Below are 22995 nucleotides of genomic sequence, written 5' to 3'. Positions count from 1 at the left end.
AGGAGACTATAATGACTGTTAGCCTTACCGACTCCATTACGTGGCTCAATGAATCGATCGCCCATGGCGATCTCAATGAACACGTCTCAGTGTATCTTATCGAAACTGAAAGCGGGAATATCGTCGTCGACTCGGGATCGGTGCACCACCGCGAATCGATCTCCGAACAGCTTCAGGATGCGACTGACGACGAGGGCCTCGATGCGATTATACTCTCACATTCTGACTACCCGCACTCAGGAAACATCGGCGAATTCCGCGAGCGGTGGGGTGGAGTAGAACTCATCGCGTCGTCCGGGTCGCCCGAAATTCAGGGCCTTCAGGACGCGACGAAGTGCACGATCGGAGAGAGTATGGACGTGCTTGGTCGAACGTTCTCGTTCATCGATCCGCCGCTCGCAGACAGATCGCACACCACGTGGATTTATGACCACGTCTCCGGGGTACTCTTTACCGCTGACGGATTCGGGAACTACCACCGACCGAAGGAAGAAGACTACACGTCGGCCGACTTCGACGACGTCACACCCTTCGAGCAGATCTATCGGTATCACCGAGACAACCTAGTCTGGCTTCGGTATGTCGACCCAGAGAAACTCCATGAAGCATTAGACGCTGCGTTCGATCAGTTCGAGATATCGTACATCGCACCGATCCACGGAAACCCGATCGTCGGCTCCGATCGAGACACGTACCTCGATCGGTTAATCAGAGCGTCGGATCGGATTGCGAGCGAATACGTCGTCGCCTGATTCGTCAACGAAGTGTGCCCCCGTCGTTAGGCACACGTCTACCATCCACCATGACACACTGAGGGGATTAGACCGTCCCTCGCGGTACGCCGACGACATATCTGTGTGAGGGGCGGTCATTCTCTCCTTCGGTTAAACCCGAATTCGGACGAGGGTAGCCTTTTTTCATTTATCGAGATCATACATAAATTATAAATATGACCACGTCGATTTGGGCAGACGGAGTATGACAATAGAGAGCACTAGACGTTCAGTATTAAAAGGAAGTGCGATCGCCGGAATGTTGGCCTTGGCCGGCTGTACAAGCGGTTCGAACGGAGGTGGCTCCAGCGATAACGGCTGGACACCTGAACGCAACGTCACGATCGTCGTTCCATGGGGTGCTGGCGGCGGTACCGACCTCGCAGTTCGCCAAGTCGCCGAGCCGGCGGCGGCCATTCTCGAGGAGCGCGACGTCAACGTCCAGATCAACGTGGAGAACATCACCGGTGCGGGCGGTCTCAGCGGCGCCTCAAACGTCCTCAATCAGCCCGCCGACGGTCATATCATTTTCGCCGATACGAACGTCATCGCGCCGAACATCGCTCAGGAGAAAGCGACCTTCACGATCGACGACTGGGTCGGTGTCTGCCGGGTACAGTACGACACGAGTTTCATTTTTACGACCGGACGAGACGGCGGTGGATACGAGGACATCAACGCGTTCGTCGAGACCGCAAAACGAGAAACCATTCAGTTCGGCATCACTGGCGGGCTCGACAGCGCCGCCTTCCCGGTCGAATTCGGACAGGCAGCTGGTATTCTCGACAACATGGAGATCGTTTCGTACGACGACGCCGGTCAAATGGAGTCGGATGTCATTACGGGCGAGATCGACGTCGCGTACGGCGAACTCGTGGAAATTCGCGAACTCGAAAGCGAAGGCGAGGTAAAGCTCCTCTTCGCCGGTCTCGACAAACCGATCGAGGACTTCGAGGACGTCCCCACCGCCAAGGAGACCGGCTGGGACGCGCAATTTGGCGTCCAGCGAGCACTGGTCGCAAAAGCTGGTACCCCAGACGAAGCCGTCTCCTTCTGGACGAATGTAGTGCAAGAGGCGATGGCCACCGACTCCTACAAGAAATTCGAAAGCGAAAACTACCTCGACATCCGCGATGGGTTCCTCCCTGGAGACGAGCATATGGAGAACGTCAAAGAACAGGTAGGCCTGTTCAAAACCGCAATGGAGGAGTTCCGAGGGTGATGCCGGGCGAATGCGGAGCTTGCAAGTCTACTGTCGCGTCGTCACTGATCAGTGCCACCGCGACGCAACGCTCAACTGACACCGGCCGCCCAGGGAGGGAGAAGCGACTGCTGACCGATAACCCGATGCAACGACCGCCTCTCGGTACCACTAATCATTATGAGCATGTCGATTCAAGCCACACGCGTCGATAATCGCCGCGGTCGATCCAGTCGACGGTTACTGGATTCACGCGAAGGACTACTTCGTCCATGAGAACTAGCGATTACGCGCTATCCCTTGGAGGTGGGTAACGACGATGGTACTGGACCAACTTATCGAGGGCGGACTCACGATCTTCTCGGGGGCGAATCTCCTCGTATTCATCTTCGCAATCGCGCTCGGGATGCTCAGCGGAGCCATCCCAGGCATGAACGGGACGATGACCGTAGTATTGTTGATCCCGCTCACGTACAGCATGGATCCCGCGACGGGGATCATGATGCTGTCGGTCATTTACGTCGGTGCGGTCTACGCGGGGTCGATCAGTGCGATTATGTTTAAAGTCCCCGGTGCTCCGGAGGCGATCATGACGACCCTCGACGGGTACGAGATGAATCAACAGGGTCGAATGGGCGAGGCGATCAGTACCGCCGTCTTCAGCTCAGCGGTCGGCGGGATCGTCGGCACTATTATCCTCGTTCTGTTTTCCCCGACGCTGGCGGCGTGGTCAATGAATCTCTCCGATCCGGAGTACTTCAGCGTCGTCATCGTTGGACTCGCGCTCGTGTCTACAATCGGGCTCGGCAACGTCACCAAGGCTGTGATGATGATGGCGTTGGGGCTCGTCGTCGCGACGATCGGGCTCGATCCTTTCACGGGCCTCCCTCGGTTTACCTTCGGCAACCGTCTCCTGATGAACGGCATCGAACTGATCCCCCTCATCCTCGGCGTCTTTGCGATCTCCGAGGTGTTGAAACAGATCAAAAGCGGCGGTCAGATGGTTTCCGACGAGACGGTCGGCTCGGTCGAGACAGGGTCACTCCTGCCACCGCTTCACTTCTTCAAGCGGTTTCGGAAAATCCTCTCTTTCAACTCCGTCGCGGGAACGCTGATTGGGATCCTCCCCGGAGCGGGGGCGACCACCGGGGCATTGTTCGGCTACACCTTCGCTCAACGGATCGTCCCGAAGGATATCCGCGAGCGGTTCGGAACGGGCGTTCCCGAAGGCGTCGCCGGCCCCGAAACTGCGAACAACGCCGCTGCAAGTGGAGCGTTCGTACCGCTGTTCGCGCTCGGTATTCCAGGGAGTGCGACGACGGCCGTTATACTGGCGGCGTTCATTCTCCACGGTATTACCCCTGGACCGTCGTTTATCGATGCCAACGAAGCGCTGGTGTACACGGTGTTCGCGGCGCTCCTGTTGGCCAACGTGGCTGTGCTGCTCGCAAACAAGCCCATCGTGCGTGCCTTCACCAAAGTTCGACATGTTCCACAGGAACTTCTGCTCGCACTGATCGTGATGTTCTGCGTCGTCGGTGCCTTCGCCACGCGAAACATCACGTTCGACCTGTGGATTATGCTCGCGACGGGGATCGCCGGCTACTACCTCGAACAGTACGACTACCCGATCGCACCGTTGGTGATCGGACTCGTCCTCGGGCCGATCGCGGAGCCAAGCCTGCGGCGCGGTCTCATCAAGGCCGAGGGAGAACTCTTGACGTTTGTCCAGCGCCCGATTTCACTCGCGTTACTGGTTATCGCTCTGTTCCTGTTTACGATTCCGCTGCTTCAGGAGACATCGTTCGGACACAAGTATCTACGGATTGGGGGGACGAACCAGTAATGGCGTCCACTCAAGCCGACATCGACGACGACGTCGAAGAACGAAGTGACCGCAGCGACGCAATCATCACCGTTCTCGTAATCGTTGCTTCTGTCGGGCTTCTTTACTACTCCAGAACGCTGGCGGGGGTACGAAGTACCAACGCCGATCCGGGAGCGGCCTACTGGCCGCGTGCGGTCATAGCCGTGTTGCTCCTCGCGTCATTCCTGAATTTGGCACACATCTATCGGCGAAACGATGTCCTTCTCCGAACTGGCGTGTTTCGGGATACCATCTCGGACGTCGCCGCAGTGACGGATCTCTCTGACAGGGATACGCAATACGTCGGCACGATCGTTCTGACGACCTTATACATTGGGTTTATCGACCAGCTTGGCTTTCTCGTTATCACGCCGCTCTTTTTGGCCGCGTTCGTCTGGCTTCAGGGCTATCGGTCGACGACCAAGGTTGTTCTCTTCAGCGTGTTGACCTCATTCGTAATCTTCGTCCTCTTCCGCAACTTCATGAACATCGCCCTCCCGTATGGAGAAGGCATCTTCCGCGAACTGGGTATCCTCGTAGAGGGTCTTATCTAACCCTTTCCATTTCCTCCGACCAATACGGAGGGCTTTATTCTCAGAGGGATAGTTCGGCTCACGATTTCGACAGGGAGGCGCTTCCGGTTCCGGGATCTCCTTCCGGAGATGTTGATGATTATTCACCGACCGACGATAGTGAACGATCCCTTGGACTAAATCGTGTGTTCCATTGCAGTAGGTGTCTTCCCGTCGGTGTGCCGTTTAATTCGTCCGACGAAAGTGAACAAAACAATCCAAGAACGAAAATTGCTCGGTTTGGTTTCGACCATGCTTCCCGGTTGCTAAAGGTTGGCGGTCGAGAACGGCCTAAAGCCGCGGCAGTGATCGACCAGAGGCCGGTGGCGAGGACTATTTGCCGAGCCGGCCGTCTTCTCGGATGGTGACTCCGACATACGCATCGCTCAGGAGGTAATTTTCGATGACGTCTTCGCGGTTATCCGCGTCGGGAGTTACGAGCAGGCGATCAAGGTATAAAATGGCGCTTTCTATGGCCTCTCGGTCGAGACCGGGTAGTGACGCTGTGAGGATACCGCGGAAACGGTGTAAAGCGCGTGGATATATTCTCCGGTTTTCGATCCACCACATCGAACGACGTTTGTATTTCATGTCCGACGATAATGAACAACTGATTTGTGGGATGGCTGTAAACAGTGAGCAAACCATGGCCGCACAAACGGACGGACGGATCGGGGCGCTGGAAACCTCGTTACGCGTCCTCGAGGCGCTGAAGCACCTAGGCAGCGCCGGTGTTACGGAGTTGGCGAAGGAGTTGAACATCCCGAAGAGCACGGTGTACACCCACCTCAACACGCTCCGACAGAACGAATACGTGGTTCGGGAGGGGGACGCCTACCGCGTTGGGCTCAAGTTCCTTGATCTCGGCGAACACGCGCGTAACCGGATGCGCGTCTATGACGTAGCGAAATCGCAGGTCGATCATCTCGCGGAAGAGACCGGCGAGTTGGCTAACCTACTCGTCGAAGAACACGGCGAAGGTGTGTACGTCTATCGTGCGAGGGGCGCACAGGCCGTGCGGGTCGACACGCACGCCGGTATGCGCGTGAAGCTTCACTGTACGTCGCTCGGGAAAGCGATTCTCGCATTTCTCCCGAAAGAACAGGTAGACGCGATTGTCGATCGGTGGGGCCTTCCTGATCGAACCTCTCGGACGATCACGGACCGAGAGGCGCTTGACGAAGAACTCGCAGCCGTCCGCGAACGTGGATTCGCACAGGACGACGGCGAACGCCTCCCCGGACTTCGCTGCGTCGCCGCGCCGATCGTCGGCCAGAACGGACACGCCGTTGGCGCGATCAGCGTTTCGGGGCCGACGAGCCGCATGAAATGCGAGAAATTCACCGAGGAAATCCCGGAACTCGTCCAAAGCGCTGCGAACGTCACGGAGCTAAACATGACCTACTCGTAGCGTCGCCTTCGCTCGAACGGCGTTTTGACTCGCCCGCTTCTGGATCACCGACTCCGGTGAGCCGCCTCGAGTAACCCTCTCATGTAACCGATGGCGAAGAGTCGACCCTGGGTGTGGTACCCCGGGTTACTGTTGTCTTCGCCGGCCATCGTCGGCACGTGGTCCGGCCGCATCACTCCGTCGAAGTCGACGTTCACGTACGCTCGCATCGCAGCGAGCATGTCTGTCGGCCCGTCGTCGTGCCACGTTTCGACGAATCGATCGGCGTCGCCGTCGACGTCCCGGAAGTGGACGAAGTTGATGCGATCGCCGAAGTGTCGAATCGTCTCCGGAATATCGACGCCCATTGCCGCGAAGTTCCCTTGACAGAACGTGATTCCGTTGTGTTCGCTGTCGTAGATGTCGAGCACGCGATCGTATGCGTCGACGCTTCGGACGATCCGCGTCATCCCCCGCACTTCGGAGCGAGGGGGATCGTCCGGATGGAGAGCGAGTTTCACGCCCGCCTCCTCCGCGACCGGGACGACCTCCCGGAGGAAGTACGCGATCGCCTCCCAGAGATCATCCTCCGTCGCTTCCGCCGCCTCGACGGCCGGCCCACCACGCACCTTCTCGTTGTCGAAGCCAGTGACGAGCGACCCCCCGCGGGACTCGGTGTACGCCTCCGTCCGGGCCCATCGGACGCCAGCCATCCAATCGTAGGCCACGACGGGGATTCCGAGGTCGCCGCAGTCCCGCAAAAACCGCTTGAACACGTCGATGTCCTCGTCGCGGCCGGGGAGTCCGAGCCGGATTCGGTCCGAAACTGGGACGCTCCCTTCGAGCACCGACAGTTCGAGCCCCGCGTCTCGTAGCCAGTTCCGCATGCCGAGTAAGTCGTCGTAACTCCAGTGCGTGCGTCCGTCTCCGATTTCGAGCGGGTGGACGACGGCGTCGGTGACTCCCATCTGCGTCGCGAGCTCCCAGCGTTCGTCCGGCTCGGGCGGGAGGATGAGTGCTAGTTTGACCATCGGTATCACCTGTCGTTACAGAGCCGTCTCATTAATAAATTTCTCTTACGTCCACGTGCTTCAGAGATCCGCGTCTCGACCACGGTTGGGCCATCGCCGGGCGTGGCGACGAATAGTGAACCACCCAGTCGATAAAAATCGAAGTCGAGTCCGTTAGCCGACGAGGTTTACGGGCATGTACGTCGCGATCTCGGGAACGAGGACGATGAGAGCGATGATGAGGAAGATCGGCACGTAGTACGGCACGACGGCACGAATTACCTCTTCGAGTTTCGCGTCAGTGACCTTCTCGAGGACGAACAGGATGACGCCGAACGGCGGCGTCAACAGCCCGAGCATCAACGTGGTGATCATGACGATCCCGAAGTGAAGCGGATCGATGTTGGCGATCTGGAGAACGGGTAAGAGCACCGGGACGAGGATGCTGATGGCCGCGATAGTCTCCATGAACGTCCCGACGACGAGCAATAGTCCGACGAGCAGGAACAGGATGAGCGTCGGATCCTCGGTGATGCCGGTTATCCCCTCGGCCATGAGGATCGGCAGCTGTAGCCTGAGCGCGACGAAGCCGTACAGCGCCGCCGCGGCGATGATGAACGTCAGCGAGAACGTCTCCACCATGCCGTCGCGCATCTCCGCGACGATCCCCTCGAACGTCAACTCATCGTAGACGAATAGCCCGACGGCGAGGACGTAGATGACGGCAATCGCACCGGCTTCGGTGGCCGTAAAGACGCCGGAGAGGATGCCGCCAATGATGATGACCGGCGCGAGGAGGGCTGCGAAGGCCTCCTTGAACGCCGTCCACAGCGCGTCGAAGGCGAACTGGTTCGACGGACCGTACCCCTTCCGGCGGACGATGACGAAGACCGTCGCCATGAGCGCGAGACCGAGGAGCAGGCCGGGGACGATTCCGGCGAGGAACAGCTGCCCAATCGAGATGTCGGCGAGGACGGCGTAGATGATCGCCGGGACGCTCGGCGGAATAATCGGACCGATGATCGCGGACGATCCCGTCACCCCTAGCGAAACGTCCTTATCGTACCCGTGGTCGCGCATCGAGGCGTACTCGACGCGCCCGAGCCCCGCCGCGTCCGCGACGGCGAGTCCTGACATGCCGGAGAAGATCATGCTCGCGACGACGTTCACGTGCGCGATGCCGCCGCGGAACTGCCCGACCATCGCATTCGCGAGCGTGAAGATTCGCTCCGTCATCCCGATTCGATTCATCAATCGTCCGAGTAGGAGATAAAACGGGATCGCGAGCAGCGTGAAGCTGTTCAGACCGTACAACAACTGCTTGCTAATGACTCCATAGTTGATGCCACCACCACCGTAGGGCGAGAGCATCACGACGATGCTCGTCACGCCCATGGCAATTGCGATCGGGACCCCGAGCGCGTACAGCAGGAGGAGTACGCCGAGAAACAGCACGCTGATGATAACGAGTTCCATCAGCGATCACCCCCCTCCGAGCGTCCTGCGTTCACGCTCTCCGTGTCGAGCGATTCGCGGACGGCACCTGATTCGTCCCGGCTCGTTTCGCCGATTAGATTGACGACCGAATTCTTCATTTTCAGGAGTTCGTAGATCGCCATCAATGCGAGCCCGACACTGATCCCGAGATACAGTCGCCCCGACGTCACGAATGAAATTCCGCCGATCGAGGTGTTCCAGTCGCTCACGGCACTGAGCACCGAGCCCTGAAGGGCGACCGAGACGAAGATGAGTACGACGACCCCCACGAACAGCGTAAGAGCCGATCCGACTCTCGGATAGCGCTCTTGAACCTTGTCGAGGAGGTACCTGATCGCGATATGCTGATTGTTTCGTGTCGCGACAGCGGCACCGAGATACGTCGCGACGATGAGAATAAATCGGGCGGCGGGTTCTGTCCAGTACATCTTACCGAACGTCGGGACGTTGAACACCCGGATGAACACCTGCGCTGCTGCCAGTACGATCGTCAGTCCGAACAACGCCGTCGCGGTGTACAGTATCGCGGCGTCGAACCAGGTGTCGCGTTTCAGATCTAGCGATTGATCGATTTCCATTGGAGATCCCCTCGGACGTGACTGAGCGTTCGGGTGTGGTGTGCGGCCTGCGCGATCATCACGGATTTCGAACCTCGTCCCACGAGAGCGCCCACTTGTTTTCGAAGAGCCGTTCGATCTCCGGTGCACCCGCATCCCGAAACGCCTCTATGTCGACGTCTTCGACGATGGTCATCCCTTGGTTGGAGAGGTTGCTGATGAGTTTCTCTTCGCGATCCTGCGCCGTCTGTGTCGCCTTCTTTGTCACGTCTTGGGCGACCTCGTCGACGAGATCCTTGTGCGTCTGGTCGAGTCCCTGGTAGAAGTCCTCGTTCATGTAGAGGTTCCCCGTCTCGATAAGGTGGCTGGTCTTACTGTAGTGCGACTGTACTTCGGACAGTTTGAACGAATGGATCTGTTCCGCCGGTCCCTCCGAGGCGTCCGCCGTTCCCGTTTCTAGCGCGCTGTAGAGCTCGTCGAGCGCGACGGGCGTCGAATCGACGCCGATGTGCTCCCAGACCTGGACCCACGTGTTGAGTTCGGGCAGTCGGACGTTCAGCCCCTGCACGTCTTCCGGGGTTCGGATGGGCTCGTTAGCGGTGAAGTGCCGGAACCCGCGGTAGACTTGCTGTCCGAGCGCCCGCTGGTTCCCGTTTTGCTTCATCTTCTCGTACGCCGGCTGCATCTTCTCCGATTCGAGGAGCTTCGAAAGCTTATCGTACGAATCCATCACGAACGGGTTGGCAAAGGAGAAGTATTTGGGGGCATACTGGAAGAACGGGAACGTTCCGGCCGTATGTGCCTCGACGCCGCCGTCTTTCGCGAGTTCGCCGATTTCGTCTTCGGCCCCGTAGGAGCCCCCACCCTGGACGTTCACGGTGAACGCCCCGTCGGACTTCCCTTCGATCTGTTTTTTGAACATCTCGCCGACTTCGACGAGAATGTGTCCCGGTTCGAACGAACTCGCGATCGTCATGTTCACTTGTGAACCACCGTTGCCGCCACCATCGTCTCCTCCACCACCGTTGCCGTTGTCTGCGCTGAGACACCCTGCAATTCCTAAGGCGATCCCGGCCGCTCCAGTACGTTTCAGCACGGATCGACGGCTTGCTCGCTGCATACGGTGCTGAGTGCTATTCACTAGCATAAATAATTAACGATATAAATTAGTTATTATTTTAGTATGAATTTCAATATAATATGCTTGTCGGACACGGTATCCGCCATTCGTGCTTCCGCGATCGAACTCGCTCCCGACCGGCCACCGACTCCCCAACCGGCGGTTCGTACCCGATCACAGAAAAACGTTAACTGGTATCGATCCGAGGATCGGGTATGCCCGTTCAACCCGAAACTAAGTTCGAGGTGTCGTTACGGCGGCACGGCACCAGTTGGACCCGGACGACGAGCGATGCGTTCGCCGCGGCGGTGACAGAAGCTATCGAGACGCCAGCGGTCGCGACCGACCTCTCAGACTGGGAGCTCGACTTCGAGGACGCCCCGGTCACGGTCGACCCGACGCCGAGGGAGCTCCTGGAGGCAACGACCGGCGTCACGGGCGCTTCGCTCGGCGTCTCGTCCTACGGTTCGCTGCTCCTCCCGTCCGACGCGAAGGGGACCGAACCAGTGAGCCTCTACCCCGAGCGCCACGTCGCGGTCGTCCGCGAGAGCGACGTCGTCGCGGACGTCTCCGCGGCGTTCGATCGGCTCGGCGACGAGTTCGCCGAGGAGGAACCGACGAGCACGGTCTTCGCGACCGGGCCGAGTGCGACCGGCGATATGGGGGCGCTCGTGTACGGAGTGCACGGACCGAAGTCCGTCCACGTCATTATCCTAATAGACCGATGAGCGACGCGCGATCGAAGGCGGCGGAGATCCGCCACCTACTGGAGACGGAGCGGGACGCGATCCGAGAGAACACCGCCCACATGAACCGCGAGCGGTACGACGCCGTCGACCGGTTCGAGCGTTACGAGGAGACGCGCGACGCCGCCCGCGCGGTCAAGGAGGACGCAGTCGAGCGCTTACCGGAGCTGATCGAGCGAGTTCGTGAGAGCGTCGAGGCCAACGGGGGGGCCGTCTATCTGGCCGACGACGCCGCGGACGCGAACCAATACGTCAGGGAGGTGGTGCGGGGAGAGGACGCCGAGACGCTCGTCAAGAGCAAGTCGATGACGACAGAGGAACTCGACCTGAACGAACACCTCGAGGCGGCGGGCGTCGACGTTTACGAGACGGACCTCGGCGAGTTCGTCATTCAGGTCGCCGACGAGGCACCCTCGCACCTCGTCGGCCCGTCGCTGCACAAGTCGACGGCGGCCATCGCGTCGCTTTTCAACGCACACTTCGACCTCGACGAGCCGCTCGAAACCGCGGAGGAGCTGACGAACTTCGCGCGGGATTACCTTCTCGACCGTATCGTCGAGGCAGACGTGGGCGTGACGGGCGCGAACTTCGTCCTCGCCGAGAGCGGCACGATCGTCCTCGTGACGAACGAGGGCAACGCTCGAAAGAGCGCCGTCACGCCGGACACGCACGTCGCCGTCGCGGGCGTCGAGAAGCTCATCCCCTCCGTTGAGAAGCTCGAACCGTTCGCGGAGCTCATCTCTAAGGCGGCGACCGGCCAGGACTTCCCGCAGTACCTCACGATGCTTTCGCCGCCCGTCGACTCCCCGACGCTCGATTTCGACGCCGACGTCCCCCTCTCGGAGGCGACGGGATCGCACGACCGTGAGTTCCACCTCGTGCTCGTCGACAACGGCCGCCTCGCGATGCGCGAGGACGAACACCTCCGCGAGACGCTGTACTGCATCCGCTGCGGCGCGTGCGCGAACTCGTGCGCCAACTTCCAGCACGTCGGCGGGCACGCCTTCGGTGGCGAGACCTACACCGGCGGGATCGCGACGGGCTGGGAGGCTGGCATCGAGGGACTCGACACCGCCGCTGAGTTCAACGACTTCTGCACCGGCTGCACCCGCTGCGTGAACGCGTGTCCGGTGAAGATCGACATCCCGTGGATCAACACGGTCGTCCGCGACCGCGTCAACAGGGGAGAGGACGCCGAACTTGACTGGCTCGTCGAGGGCCTCACGCCGGACGCCGATTCGGGCGGCGTCAGCCTCGGCAAGCGCTTTTTCGGCAACTTCGAGACGGTCGCCAGGCTCGGCAGTGCGACCGCGCCGCTGTCGAATTGGGTCGCGAACACCGACGCCGCCCGGGCGCTCATGGAGCGCACGCTCGGTATCGACCGTCGACGCGATCTCCCGACGTTCGAACGAGAGACGCTGCGCAGGTGGTTCGACGCCCGCGGCGGCTCGCGCGTGCCGCCCGCCGGCGCCGACCGCGAGGCGGTACTCTACGCGGATCCGTACACGAACTACGTGCAGGTCGGCCGCGGTAAGGCGGCCGTCCGCGTCCTCGAAGCCCTCGGCGTCCGTGTCCGCGTCCCGGAAGTCGCAGAAAGCGGCCGCGCACCGTTCTCGCAGGGGATGGTGGCGACCGCCGACGAACACGCGAGCGCCGTCTACGGTTCGCTGGCCGAGCACGTCGACGCCGGCCGGGACGTCGTCGTCGTCGAGCCGAGCGACCTCGCGATGTTCCGCCGCGAGTACGAGAACCTCCTCCCTGAGCGATCCTACGAACGCCTCCGAGAGAGCAGCTACGAGGTGCTCGAATACGTCTACGGTCTCTTCGACGAAGGTGCCACCGCAGGGGCGCTGGCAGACGGGACCGGCCGACTGATCGCGTACCACAGCCACTGCCAGCAACGCACACTCGGACTCGACGCGTACACCGAAGCCGTGCTCGACGCACGCGGCTACGACGTGCTGTCGTCGACGGTGGAGTGCTGCGGAATGGCCGGCTCGTTCGGCTACAAGTCGGATTACTACGAGCTGAGCATGGACGTCGGCGGAGACCTCGAGTCCGAATTCGCCGCCCATCCCGACCGAGAGATCGTCGCCAGCGGCACCTCCTGCATCGAGCAACTGGACGCCCTGTTCGACGGGGGAACGCGCCACCCGGTCGAACTGCTCGATCCGGAGGGCGACTGAATCCCCGCCGGCCGATCCGTTTTCGTCGGCAACCCGGATTTATCACGGAGGAAGGCGAATTCGGCGAATACGATGGACGAATACAGCACGGTGCGGGTAGACGACGCCGAACGGAAGCCGTCAGCGAGTTCCGGCACGATGCACGTCGATCTCATTGAACGACTCGGCTGCACGGAGATGCGACCGAAGGTGTGGTACCTCTCTCCCGGCGACGAGATGAGTTACCACCGTCAGACCGAACAGGAGGAGCTCTATTACGTTCTCGACGGACTAGGTCGGATGCGGATCGAAGGCGAACTGATAGACGTGCCGGAGGGTACGGCCGTCCGCGTCCCGCCGGAGACGTCCCGACAGGTGCTCAACGACACTGAGGGCGAACACGCCTGGCTCGTCGTCGGCGCGCCTCCGACGGCCGACGACGGGCGGCCCCCGGCCGAGAAGTAGGCGACAAGGGCTTCGAAGCGTCCAAACGGGTTCCCGTCCCGACGCCGATGTCTCGTCGGCGAAACTGATCACATCGACGGTCCGACGCGCGTGATCGCAAACTCCGAGAGGCCGTGCTTCTCCGCCGCGGACGGCGCCCCGTCCGCCACCGCCAGCAGGCGAGACAGCGCGTCGTCGACGCTCGTCGCGTTCGCGTCGAGGTCGACGTCGTCGGGGAGAGCGGCGACTGTCTTTGCGTCGCCGGACACCTTCACCACGGGCGCGAGCGGATGACCGGCCGGAATGCCGTCGGCGGTGACGTGGAGAACGATCTGCGCGCCGGCGGTGACGAGTCCGGTCGCGGCTTCCGCGAACTGGGACGGGGCGTCGACGACGGCGAGCCCCGAATCGACGGAGGCTCGCTCGCCGTAGGCGAGCACTTCGTCGATCCGCCGCCCGCCCCACGCCGCCGTCGCGTCGGCGAACGGCAATCCGCGGGCTCGACCGGCGACTCGGGTCACCTTCGCCGGCGCGCCGCGGTGCCGGTCGAACAGCGCCTCCAGCTCCGGAATCGCGTCGGATGCCGTCCGCTCGCGGGCAGCGTCCGGACGGGCGACGAGGCGCTCGCTCCCGGCGACGACGGCGCGACCGCCGGCTTCGACGACGTTCTGAACAATTTTTCCCGCCAGCGGATCCGCCTGATCGACGGTCGAGTCGGCCAGGTCGCTGGAGACAACGCCGACCGTGAGATCCGAGAGCGTCGCCGGCTCCCTGCGGCCTCCCCGCCCGTCTGCCAGCTCCGCCGCGGCGGACGCGCCCGATTCGACGCAAGCGTCCGTCCCGCCGACGCCCTGAATGGCGAGTTCGCGGACCTCGACGCCCGAGGACTCCATCTCGGCCGCGACTCCGTCGCTCTGTAGCTCCTCGCAGCCGAGGCCGACGACCACGACGCCGGCCACGTTCGGATTCCGCGCGAGACCAAGAAAGGTTCGGCGGGTCTGCTCGTTGTCGGCACCGAGCTGCGCGCAGCCGTGATCGTGCGGCGCGCTCACGGCTCCATCGACCATCGCGGCGATGCGGTCGGCGACCACGTGCGAACAGATGACCGACGGAAGAACGAGCACGCGGTCGCGGACGCCGACCGTTCCCGTCCGTCGGAGCACCCCCGAGAACGAGTACGCCGTCGCCGAATCCCCGGCGCTCACGCGTCAGTACCCCCTTCGGCCGCAGCGAGATCTCCCCGCCCGCGCGTGCTCTCGCAGTTGTGCGTGTGAACCCACTCGCCGGGTTCGACCGCGGTCGTCGCACGGCCGATGACCTCGCCGTACTTGTGCACCTCGTCGCCGGGAGCGAGGGGGACGAGCGCGAACTTGTGGCCGAACGGGATCAGATCCGTCAGGCAGACGGTCGTCCCGTCGACGTCGAACTCGCGCTCTTCGTCGAGATCGTCGATGGCGGTGGCGACGTTATCCCGATCGCTCATCACAAGCGCCGCCTCGTCGAAGACGCGTCCCTTCATTCATCCGCCTCCGCCTTCGCGAGTTCGTTCGGCTGGATCTCGTTGACGGCGAACTCCTCTAACCGGCGGCGCTCCGCCTCGGCCCGTCGACCGTCGGCGACTGCGAGCAGCGCTTCGTAGACACACTCGCCGACCGTCGCGATGGATTCGCCTTCGAACACCGTGCTGGCGTTCACGTCCATGTTGTTCGCCATCCGCGCCCACGTCTTCGGGTTGCCGGTCACCTTGATGACCGGGGCGATGGGGTTACCGGTCGTGCTGCCACGGCCGGTCGTGAAGGCGACCACCTGCGCGCCACCGGCGACCTTGCCGACCACGCTCTCCACGTCGTATCCCGGCGTGTCCATCAGGACGAGTCCGCCGCCGATCGGAAGCCGCTCCGCGTAGTCGACGATGCCGCGGACCGGACGGGTGCCGCCCTTTGAGATGGCGCCGAGGCTCTTCTCCTCGATGGTCGTCAGGCCACCCTCCTGGTTTCCCGGCGTGGGCTGCGCCCCGCGAAGATCGACGCCCATGAGTTCGGCCATGCTCTCGCGCACCGAGACGCGGTCGAGGACCCGCTCGCGAACGTCGGTGTCCACGCACCGCTCGGCGAGGACGTGTTCGGCTCCGATGAACTCGGGCGTCTCGCTGAAACTCGCGGTGCCGCCGTCGTCGATGAGGCGGTCGCAGGCGTTTCCGACGGCCGGGTTCGCGGCGATGCCGCTCGTCGCGTCGCTGCCGCCGCACTCGACGCCGAAGACGAGTTCGCTCGCGTCCGCCTCTTCGCGGCGCGTACGCTTCGCTTCGTCGGTGAGTTTGGCGAGGAGTTCCTCGCCGCAGGCGAGCGCCGTGCGGGTGCCGCCGACATCACGTATCGACAGCGTTTCGACCGCCTTGCCGGTTTCAGCGATGTCGTCGGCGAGCGCTTCCGCGTCGACGTCCTCGGTACCGAGTTCGACGACGAGCACCGCGCCGACGTTCGGGTTGCGGCCGACGCCGGCGAGGACGCGCTCGGTCTGTTCGCGGGCCGGTCGGGGTTGGGACGTTCCCATCTGGTGCGGCGTCGCGCGCGCCTGGGACCCGACAGCCGACGCGATCGCGTCGGCGACGCCGCTCGCCGCCACTGACGTCGGGATCACCGCGACGTGGTTTCGGACGCCGACGCGACCGTCCGTGCGCCGGTATCCGCTGAACGTTGGAGCCATGGCTCGTACATCGGAACTCGGCGAATTAGCTCTTTCCCCGGCCGGGACGGCTTTTCGACCGTCCGCCGCCCACCGCGTCGCGGCCAACGGGGCACGGGCGGGCCAGTGCGGCTTTATTCGACCTGGAACCGCTCTATTTCTTCGAATTCGACGCCGTGTCCGGGCTCTTTTGACGGCGTGAACACGCCGTCTTCGAGCGCAAGCGGTGACGCGAGCACGCGATCGAGGACGGTCGAGTGGTGCTCGACGTACGGCACGTTCGGAACCGTACAGGCGAGGTGGACGTGAATCGGCTCGACGTAGTGCGGCGAGACGGGCAAGCCGGCGGTCGCGGCGGCCTCGGCGACGCGGAGCCACGGCGTAACGCCGCCGACACGGCAGACGTCGGGCTGGAGAACGTCGACCGCGTCGGCCGCGATCGCCTGTCGGAACTGCGTCTCGTTGTAAAAATTCTCCCCCGTTGCCACGGGCACGTCGATCGCCGCGCGGAGGTCAGAAAGCGCGGCGTAGTCGCCTTTCTCCAGCGGTTCTTCCAACCAAGCGACGTCGAGATCCGCGAGTCGGTTGGCGAGGCGGCGGGCCGTGGCAAGTCGAGCGAGCAGTTGGCGTCGACCATCAGATCCATCTCCGCACCCAGCGTCTCTCTGACGGCATGGACTCGCCGCTCGTCCTCGGCGGCGCCGCGCCCGACCTTCATTTTCATCCCCGCGAACCCCGCATCAGCGGCTGCGGCGGCGTTCTCGACGAGCGTCTCTTCGTCGTACTGGAGCCACCCACCGTTCGTCTCGTATGCCGGAACCGGCTCCCGATCGCCGCCCAGGAGGTCGTACAGCGGTGCACCCAGTCGCCGACCGAGCGCGTCCCAGAGGGCGATGTCGACGGCGGAGATCGCGAGCTCCGACACTCCCTCGCGCCCGACGAACGTCGTTCCCGCCCGCATCCGCTCGTGTGCGACCCGTGGCGCCGCCGATTCGCCCTCGACGAGTGGACGGAGCACCGACTCGACGAAGCTGCGAGTCGACTCGCCGCCCTCGCCGATCGTGTAGGTGAAGCCGAGTCCGCGATCGCCGTCGTCCGTCTCGGCCTCAACGACGACAAGTTCGAGCGCGCGGAAAGACTGGGTGGCGTCGTCGAGCGACTCCTCGTTCGGTATCTCGTACTGGCGAGTGCGAATGTTGGTCACCGCTGGCATGACGGCCGGAGTTTCCCGGCCAATCACTTCAGCGTACCGTTGTTTCGTCCTGTCACTCCTGATCACGATCGCTCACCCCGATCCGGACGAGCAGCGCGGACTGCTCCGTGATCCGCTTCCGCGTATCGCCGAGTGGTTCCGAGAGCGGTGCTTCAGGCGGCTCGGCGTCGTCGCGACCGACCATGGCGCCCGACGTTTACCAGGAGGTCACCTCGACGCCCCGGAGGGGCCGCTCAAGCGGGATCGAGACCTGTCCGCCCGTGTAGTCCGAGAGGTACAGGCCGACGATGATTTCGAGTGAGCGGGTCGCCTCCTCCCCAGTTGAGGGATTTTCGGCCTCCCCCTCGAGCATCGCTTCGATGCGCCGCGCGGCGTTCGGAAACGCCCGCCGATAGTCGTCGTCCCACGTCCACGCGCCCTCGATCCCCGGGAGCGTCGCCTCGGCGTGCTCGCCGTCTTCGAGCCGCCAGTAGCGCCACTCGCCGTCGTCGTTGTTCATGTAGAGCTTCCCTTCGGTCCCGACGAACAGGAGCGTCATCGAGGAGATCGAGCGGGGAACCGTGCAGTCGATCGTCGCGAAGGTGCCGTTCTCCATCACTACGAATCCGCCCCCGCCGGCGTCGTCGACGGCGCGACCGGCGCCGAGGGAGTCCACCGCCTCGTTCTCGCCGGTGATATGACCGGCGACCCGCTTCGCACGCGTGTCGAGCAGGTAGACGAGCGTGTCGAGGAGGTGCGTGGAGTTGCGGAGCAGTTCCATCCGGAACTGCGTGCTCACCGAACGGACGTCGCCAAGAACGCCCTCCTCCTGTATCAACTCCCGTAATTGACGCAGCTTATCGGTGAAACGGAACGAGTGGTTGACGACGAGTTCCGTGTTCGTCTCCTCACAGACCGACACCATCTCTTTCGCGTCAGAGACGCTCGACGCGATGGGTTTTTCGCACCAAACGACCGCCGGTTCGGACGACGAGCGCGCGGCGTCCACGACGTGGCGGTGGTGGAGGTACGAGGGGGTACACACCGAAATCACGTCAAGGTTCTCGACTTCGAGCATCGCCTCGTGGTCGACGTACCGCCTCTCCGGCGGAATCTCCCACGCCTCACCGAACCGATCAAGCTTGTTCGCGTCGACGTCGGCGACCGCAACGAGTTCGATCTCGTCGGTCGCGTCGTATCCGCCGGCGTGACTCGCCGTGACCTTCTTCCGTCCGATGTCCTCCTTGTCGTGCATCCCGAGGATGCCCATGCCTGCGATCCCGCCGGCACCGATGATACCAGCTTCGTACGTCATCGGATTATTCGTAGACGTGGAGGCTCCCCGTCCGATGTTCCTCGATGTACTCCCAGTCGTACTCGACGCCCAGCCCCGGCCCCTCCGGAACCGGGACCGTTCCGTTCGAGTCGATCGCGTCGAGCATGTCGGAGTATCCGTCCGCGTACACCGGCGGCTGGGTGTTCTGACACTTGGGATGAACCAGCGCGAGTTCGTAGTAGTTGGCGTTCCGTGCCGCGGCGATGCAGTGGCGCTGGGCGGGGCCGGGGGCGTGAAATTCCACGTCGAGACCGAATCCCTCGGCGACGCGAGCGATCTTCATCGCTCCCGTGATTCCGGCATCGTACTCCGGGTCCGCGCGCACGAAGTCAGTCGCGTCGGCCGCGATGAAGTCCGAGTGTGGTTCGAGTCCGCGAACGTGTTCCGATTGGAGGACGGGCGTGTCGAGGAAATCGCGGAGTTTGCGGTGAGCGTGCTGAGAGATGCCGCCGTCTCTGAAGGGATCCTCGAACCAGAAGAAGTCCTCCTCGTCGCACGCACGCCCGACTTTCAGCGCGTCGCCGAACGTCTCGAGTTCACACGCAGGGTCGAGCATCAGGTCCATCTCCGTACCCACCCGCTCGCCCACGGCGTGGACGGTCTCGATCTCGCGGTCGACGTCGCGCGCCCCGTCGCCGCCGCCCCAGCCGTGGATCTTGAATCCAGGGTAGCCCATTTCGAGGCATTCCTCGGCGAAGTCGGCGTACGACTCAGGTGAATCGAGGCCCCCACTCTCGTCACCGTGGTAGGTCGACGCGTATGCTGGAAGTCGGGTGCGGTAAGTGCCCAACAGTTCGTGTATGGGCGCGTCGTAGTACTTGCCGGCGAAGTCCCACAGGACGATGTCGATCGGTCCCATGCCCATCCGATCGTACTTGCGGAGCGCGCGCTTTATCTCGCTCCAGTGACGTTCGCGCGCTAAGGGATTTTTCCCGACGAGATAGTCCGCGAACGTGTTAATCTGGGCGGCCGCGGGCGAGTTGCCACCGACGTACTCGCCGGCGATCCCCTCGTCGGTGTGGACGCGGAGCGCGAACAACTTGCGTTCCGTCGTCTCCCCGGGCGAGTAGATCAGGTTGAACCCGTTTTCGTCGGTGCCGACATCCTCAAGCGGATAGCGGAACTCTGTGCTCTCGATGCGCGTTATTTTCGGCGCCATGAGGTCGGCAATACGACCCATGGTAATAAATTATGTCGCTATCCCGGAGACGGTGTATCGACTGTAGAATCGGTCAAACCGTCGGTCCTCGACGCGCTGCAGGCGTTCCACTCGTCCAATTCGCCATTCCGGGCGCGTCCTTCGAGAGGAACGACCGACCATTTTCGTCACTACCAGATACCTACGTAACGTTCGGGACAGAGTGAAACACACCAAATTTTTAGATTAGTTCGAATCTGTACGCGGTAAGAGTCCATGAAATCGTTCCATCGGAGGAATTCGTTCGAAGATACGTACATCACATCGTTCGGCGATAATAAACGCCGCGTTGGTTGCGCTGAAACTCTCTCTTTTAGTGGATTTGGAGACTCAGGGGTGTCGAACAGAAGACGAACCGAATCGAGCGACCTCGTCGCCTACTACGACCGACCGTCAGTCCACCTATCCCTGCGCGTCACACCACTATGGTTGTAACCGGTTCCCCCACCAGAGAGGGGGAGATCGATAACTGAGCACCAAATCGGGGACGCAGCGCGTCGTAGTCGTTCTGCGAACTCGATCGCCAGCGTCACCTCAGACAACGTACGACGCCACCGTTCACTATCGTCGCACAACCTTCCTGTGCGATCGACCAGTCATCACCAGGCGACGGTAACCGATCTCGACCGCGGGCGACGTCGCACGGGGCGGGGTGAACACGAACGTAAAAACATAAAAAAGAATTGTTCTTTCAACATCCAAAATGCGCACGTGAGGACCAGACCCCGGGGAGAGTCTCCTGCTAACGCCTTACGGTCGTCCATAGATCGTCATCGTTCAGAGGCAAGCAATCTTGTTTATCGCTGGTCTCGATGACAGTCGTGCTGGCAGAGCCATCGACAAGTCGAGAATCAAGCTTCGTTGCGGAGCTTGTAGCCGAATACCGACATCACTCAAAACGCGCTGTCCGCGAACCTACCGTCAACCGTGAGTACTTCCCCCGTCACGTATGAAGCAGCATCACTGGAGAGGTAGACGGCCGCGCCGACTATCTCCTCGCGGTCGGCGACCTGACCGAGTGGCGTCCGTTCGTCGATACGCTGGCGCTTCTCCTCTCCTTCCGCATAGATGTCTTCGTTCTGTGGCGTAATGACGAATCCAGGCGCGATAGCGTTCACCCGTATCTCGGGGGCGAGCTCCTTAGCGGAGACGCGGGTAAATGCCACAATGCCACCCTTTGCCGCGGAGTACGCCGGAAGGTTCGCCATTGAGAGTCGGGCCGAAAGCGACGAGATATTAACGATGCTTCCGCCATCGGCCATGGCGGGCGCAAAGGTTTGAGTTACCCGTCGGACGCCGTCGAGCACAACGGCAGTGACGAACTCCCAGTCGTCGTCTTCGATTCCTAAAATCGACTCGCGAGAGATGGCGCCCTGTGAGGCGACGACCACGTCGATATCGCCGAACTTGCGCCCGGCCGCTTCGCGGACTCGCTCAAGCGACGTCTCCTTTGTCACATCGCACGTGACTCGCGTCGTCTTCGCGCCGCGTTCTTCGAGGGCCGCTGTCGTCTCGTCGACTTTTTCCTCGCTTCGACTCGTCGCGATGACGTCAGCCCCCTCTTCCGCGAATCCGAGTGCGATGGCTTGTCCGATGCCGCTCGTCCGCGCAGAGATCGATCACCAATACTCGTACGCCTCGACGTACGACGACTTCGAACGGTCGCTGCGTATGATTCGCATAGGCGACGTCGACTGCGAAACGTTCCTCGACGACCGATTCTCGCTGCTGGAAACCGACGACGCCTTCAAGACGTTCCTTGAAGGCGGAACCGCCAAGCCCATCTTCGACGTCTCAGTATTGGGTGCATGACGTCCTCGCCACCCGCAAGGGCGACACTTCCCGAGTTCCTGTGTTACCCGCGTCAATTCGAGATTGGGAATCGAAGAGGAGCACTGTATTCCCGCCTGCAGGGCGAGGTTCGAGCGCCCTTCACCGCACAATATAAGGTGGAACATTCATCGGTGATGAGGGCGCTCCCATTCCTTGTCGAGGGTGCCGAGAAACGGAGGTGCGTACAGACGGAAGTTTCAGCACGCTATGCCGGAGCGTTTTTATGAATGCCGAGAGCTCTCACAGTCAATGATCGACTGGATCGACAACTACAACGCGCGAGACTGGCAGACGACAACCGAAGGAGAACTCAGATACGCTTTAATTGGACTCGGGTGGTGGACGGCAGACGTTGCGATCCCCGCGATTGAATCGTCCGAAAACGGCACGACAACGGTTCTCGTGAGCAGCTCTGTCGAAAAAGCCGAGCGACTTGCCGCGGATCATGATATCGAGCACGGAATCAGCTACGACGAATTCCACAATGGCGTCGCGAGCGATGCTTATGACGCTATCTACATTGGCACGCCGAATGCGTACCACCTCGACTACGCGGAAACTGCTGCAAAGTTCGGTAAGGCGGTACTGACTGAGAAACCGATGGAGGCAACCGTTGATCGCGCCGAGCGAATGGTCGAAGTCTGCGAGGACGCCGATGTACCGTTGATGGTCGCATACCGGATGCAAACTGATCCCGCAGTCCGCCGCGCACGCGAACTCATCCAGGAAGGATTCCTCGGTAAGCCCATGTCGGTGTACGGCAACAACAGTCAACCGCTTTTGGAGATGATCCCCGACCCCGATCAGTGGCGCCTCAACCCTGATCTTTCGGGGTACGGGACATCAGTGATGGATCTGGGCATCTATTCTATAAACACAACGCGCTTTTTGCTTCGACGCGAGCCGGTTGCTGTCTTTTCGAGAATGGAGTCGCGTCATGAGGCATTCGCCGACGTTCCCGATGAGCAGGCAGCTTCGATTCTTCGTTTTGAAAATGGCATTCAAATGGTCTCAACATCGAGCCAACATGCCCAGCAAGACACACAGTTGAAGCTCACGGGAACTGAGGGACAAATTGAACTTCGACCTGCGTTTCACGGCAAGTGTACGTTGTACCTCTCGCGCGGTGATGTCTCGGTTCGAGTCGCTCACGATACATTCGATTCTGAGCAAGAAATGCGGGAGGAGTTTGACTACTTCGCGGATCGTGTGCTCACAGATAGTGCTATTTATCCAGATGGGCGACATGGACTGCAGGACATGCGAATTATCGCTGCAATTCACGAGGCTGCTGAGAGCGGCGAAACCGCCAACTTGGAGTAATTCGAGCTATCGAAATTTTATCTAAATTGAGGCGCTAAGACCCCTTCCTCAACGGGCGTCCGGAGGGAGCGAGTAGGGAGGGGATA

At 61.7% G+C, this 22995-nt stretch carries 19 protein-coding genes and 4 pseudogenes; 11 read left to right on the top strand and 12 right to left on the bottom strand.

Annotated elements, in window-relative coordinates; genetic code table 11:
* The first annotated feature begins 11 nt into the window (after positions 1 to 11).
* The 6 genes and pseudogenes from C3L37_RS14525 to C3L37_RS14500 all read left to right on the top strand — a co-directional run bounded on the left by C3L37_RS14525 (position 12) and on the right by C3L37_RS14500 (position 5824).
* A complete protein-coding gene (locus tag C3L37_RS14525; RefSeq protein ID WP_129115344.1) occupies positions 12 to 752 on the top strand; it encodes an MBL fold metallo-hydrolase in 741 nt (246 codons plus the stop codon).
* 289 nt (positions 753 to 1041) lie between these two features.
* The gene (locus C3L37_RS14520) at positions 1042 to 1995 is read left to right on the top strand and encodes a tripartite tricarboxylate transporter substrate-binding protein (RefSeq protein WP_228546246.1); all 954 of its coding nucleotides are present in this window, start codon (positions 1042 to 1044) and stop codon (positions 1993 to 1995) included.
* Positions 1996 to 2293: 298 nt separating this feature from the next.
* A complete protein-coding gene (locus C3L37_RS14515) occupies positions 2294 to 3820 on the top strand; it encodes a tripartite tricarboxylate transporter permease (protein ID WP_129115342.1) in 1527 nt (508 codons plus the stop codon).
* Entirely contained in the window at positions 3820 to 4395 is a 576-nt protein-coding gene (locus C3L37_RS14510; protein WP_129115341.1) for a tripartite tricarboxylate transporter TctB family protein, read from the top strand. Before C3L37_RS14515 ends, C3L37_RS14510 begins: the two co-directional genes overlap by 1 nt.
* 351 nt (positions 4396 to 4746) lie before the next feature.
* Positions 4747 to 4872 (top strand): annotated as a pseudogene (locus tag C3L37_RS25790) (hypothetical protein); the annotation flags it as partial.
* 187 nt (positions 4873 to 5059) lie between these two features.
* Complete coding sequence (locus C3L37_RS14500; protein ID WP_129115583.1) at positions 5060 to 5824, top strand: IclR family transcriptional regulator; 765 nt, start codon at positions 5060 to 5062, stop codon at positions 5822 to 5824.
* Positions 5825 to 5868: 44 nt separating this feature from the next.
* On the opposite strand, the gene C3L37_RS14495 is transcribed toward C3L37_RS14500, so the two are convergent.
* From C3L37_RS14495 to dctP, 4 genes are all read right to left on the bottom strand, one after another.
* A complete protein-coding gene (locus tag C3L37_RS14495; RefSeq protein ID WP_129115340.1) occupies positions 5869 to 6834 on the bottom strand; it encodes a mannonate dehydratase in 966 nt (321 codons plus the stop codon).
* 153 nt (positions 6835 to 6987) lie between these two features.
* Entirely contained in the window at positions 6988 to 8292 is a 1305-nt protein-coding gene (locus C3L37_RS14490; RefSeq protein WP_129115339.1) for a TRAP transporter large permease, read from the bottom strand.
* Entirely contained in the window at positions 8289 to 8888 is a 600-nt protein-coding gene (locus C3L37_RS14485; RefSeq protein ID WP_164974758.1) for a TRAP transporter small permease, read from the bottom strand. Before C3L37_RS14485 ends, C3L37_RS14490 begins: the two co-directional genes overlap by 4 nt.
* A 58-nt stretch (positions 8889 to 8946) precedes the next feature.
* Positions 8947 to 9987: a TRAP transporter substrate-binding protein DctP gene (gene dctP, locus C3L37_RS14480; RefSeq protein ID WP_129115337.1), complete on the bottom strand. Its 1041-nt coding sequence runs from the start codon at positions 9985 to 9987 to the stop codon at positions 8947 to 8949.
* Positions 9988 to 10202: 215 nt separating this feature from the next.
* Between dctP and C3L37_RS14475 the strand changes: the two genes are divergently transcribed.
* The 3 genes from C3L37_RS14475 (at position 10203) to C3L37_RS14465 (ending at position 13363) form a co-directional block, all read left to right on the top strand.
* Entirely contained in the window at positions 10203 to 10715 is a 513-nt protein-coding gene (locus C3L37_RS14475) for an LUD domain-containing protein (protein WP_129115336.1), read from the top strand.
* A complete protein-coding gene (locus C3L37_RS14470) occupies positions 10712 to 12919 on the top strand; it encodes an LUD domain-containing protein (protein WP_129115335.1) in 2208 nt (735 codons plus the stop codon). The genes C3L37_RS14475 and C3L37_RS14470 overlap by 4 nt, the downstream gene beginning before the upstream one ends.
* A gap of 72 nt (positions 12920 to 12991) precedes the next feature.
* Positions 12992 to 13363 carry a cupin domain-containing protein gene (locus tag C3L37_RS14465; protein WP_129115334.1) on the top strand — a complete coding sequence of 124 codons (372 nt, stop codon included), beginning with the start codon at positions 12992 to 12994 and terminating at the stop codon, positions 13361 to 13363.
* A gap of 68 nt (positions 13364 to 13431) precedes the next feature.
* Here the strand turns inward: C3L37_RS14465 and C3L37_RS14460 are convergent, their stop codons facing one another.
* From C3L37_RS14460 to C3L37_RS14430, 8 genes and pseudogenes are all read right to left on the bottom strand, one after another.
* Positions 13432 to 14547 carry a UxaA family hydrolase gene (locus tag C3L37_RS14460; RefSeq protein ID WP_129115333.1) on the bottom strand — a complete coding sequence of 372 codons (1116 nt, stop codon included), beginning with the start codon at positions 14545 to 14547 and terminating at the stop codon, positions 13432 to 13434.
* Entirely contained in the window at positions 14544 to 14861 is a 318-nt protein-coding gene (locus C3L37_RS14455; RefSeq protein WP_129115332.1) for a UxaA family hydrolase, read from the bottom strand. The genes C3L37_RS14460 and C3L37_RS14455 overlap by 4 nt, the downstream gene beginning before the upstream one ends.
* Complete coding sequence (locus C3L37_RS14450) at positions 14858 to 16048, bottom strand: UxaA family hydrolase (RefSeq protein WP_129115331.1); 1191 nt, start codon at positions 16046 to 16048, stop codon at positions 14858 to 14860. The genes C3L37_RS14455 and C3L37_RS14450 overlap by 4 nt, the downstream gene beginning before the upstream one ends.
* Before the next feature lie 113 nt (positions 16049 to 16161).
* Positions 16162 to 17240, bottom strand: a pseudogene (locus C3L37_RS25785) (mandelate racemase/muconate lactonizing enzyme family protein).
* 52 nt (positions 17241 to 17292) lie between these two features.
* A complete protein-coding gene (locus tag C3L37_RS25340) occupies positions 17293 to 17424 on the bottom strand; it encodes a hypothetical protein (RefSeq protein WP_267195322.1) in 132 nt (43 codons plus the stop codon).
* A 12-nt stretch (positions 17425 to 17436) separates the two neighbouring features.
* Positions 17437 to 18534 carry a Gfo/Idh/MocA family protein gene (locus tag C3L37_RS14440; RefSeq protein WP_129115330.1) on the bottom strand — a complete coding sequence of 366 codons (1098 nt, stop codon included), beginning with the start codon at positions 18532 to 18534 and terminating at the stop codon, positions 17437 to 17439.
* Between the two features lie 4 nt (positions 18535 to 18538).
* Positions 18539 to 19714 (bottom strand): mandelate racemase family protein, encoded by a 1176-nt coding sequence (locus C3L37_RS14435; RefSeq protein ID WP_129115329.1) that lies wholly within the window; start codon positions 19712 to 19714, stop codon positions 18539 to 18541.
* A gap of 932 nt (positions 19715 to 20646) precedes the next feature.
* A pseudogene (locus C3L37_RS14430) lies at positions 20647 to 21357 on the bottom strand (SDR family NAD(P)-dependent oxidoreductase); the annotation flags it as partial.
* On the opposite strand from C3L37_RS14430, the pseudogene C3L37_RS14425 reads away from it, so the two are divergent.
* Together C3L37_RS14425 and gfo6 are read left to right on the top strand one after the other, a co-directional pair.
* A pseudogene (locus C3L37_RS14425) lies at positions 21350 to 21565 on the top strand (alcohol dehydrogenase); the annotation flags it as partial. The pseudogenes C3L37_RS14430 and C3L37_RS14425 sit on opposite strands and share 8 nt — an antisense overlap.
* A 270-nt stretch (positions 21566 to 21835) precedes the next feature.
* Positions 21836 to 22909, top strand: coding sequence for a D-xylose 1-dehydrogenase Gfo6 (gene gfo6, locus C3L37_RS14420; RefSeq protein WP_129115327.1), 1074 nt, complete (start codon positions 21836 to 21838; stop codon positions 22907 to 22909).
* The last annotated feature ends 86 nt before the right edge of the window (positions 22910 to 22995 follow it).

This window comes from Halegenticoccus tardaugens, assembly GCF_004116405.1.
In the GTDB taxonomy this organism is placed as follows: domain Archaea; phylum Halobacteriota; class Halobacteria; order Halobacteriales; family Haloferacaceae; genus Halegenticoccus; species Halegenticoccus tardaugens.
This window is presented reverse-complemented; position numbering and strand designations above follow the sequence as displayed.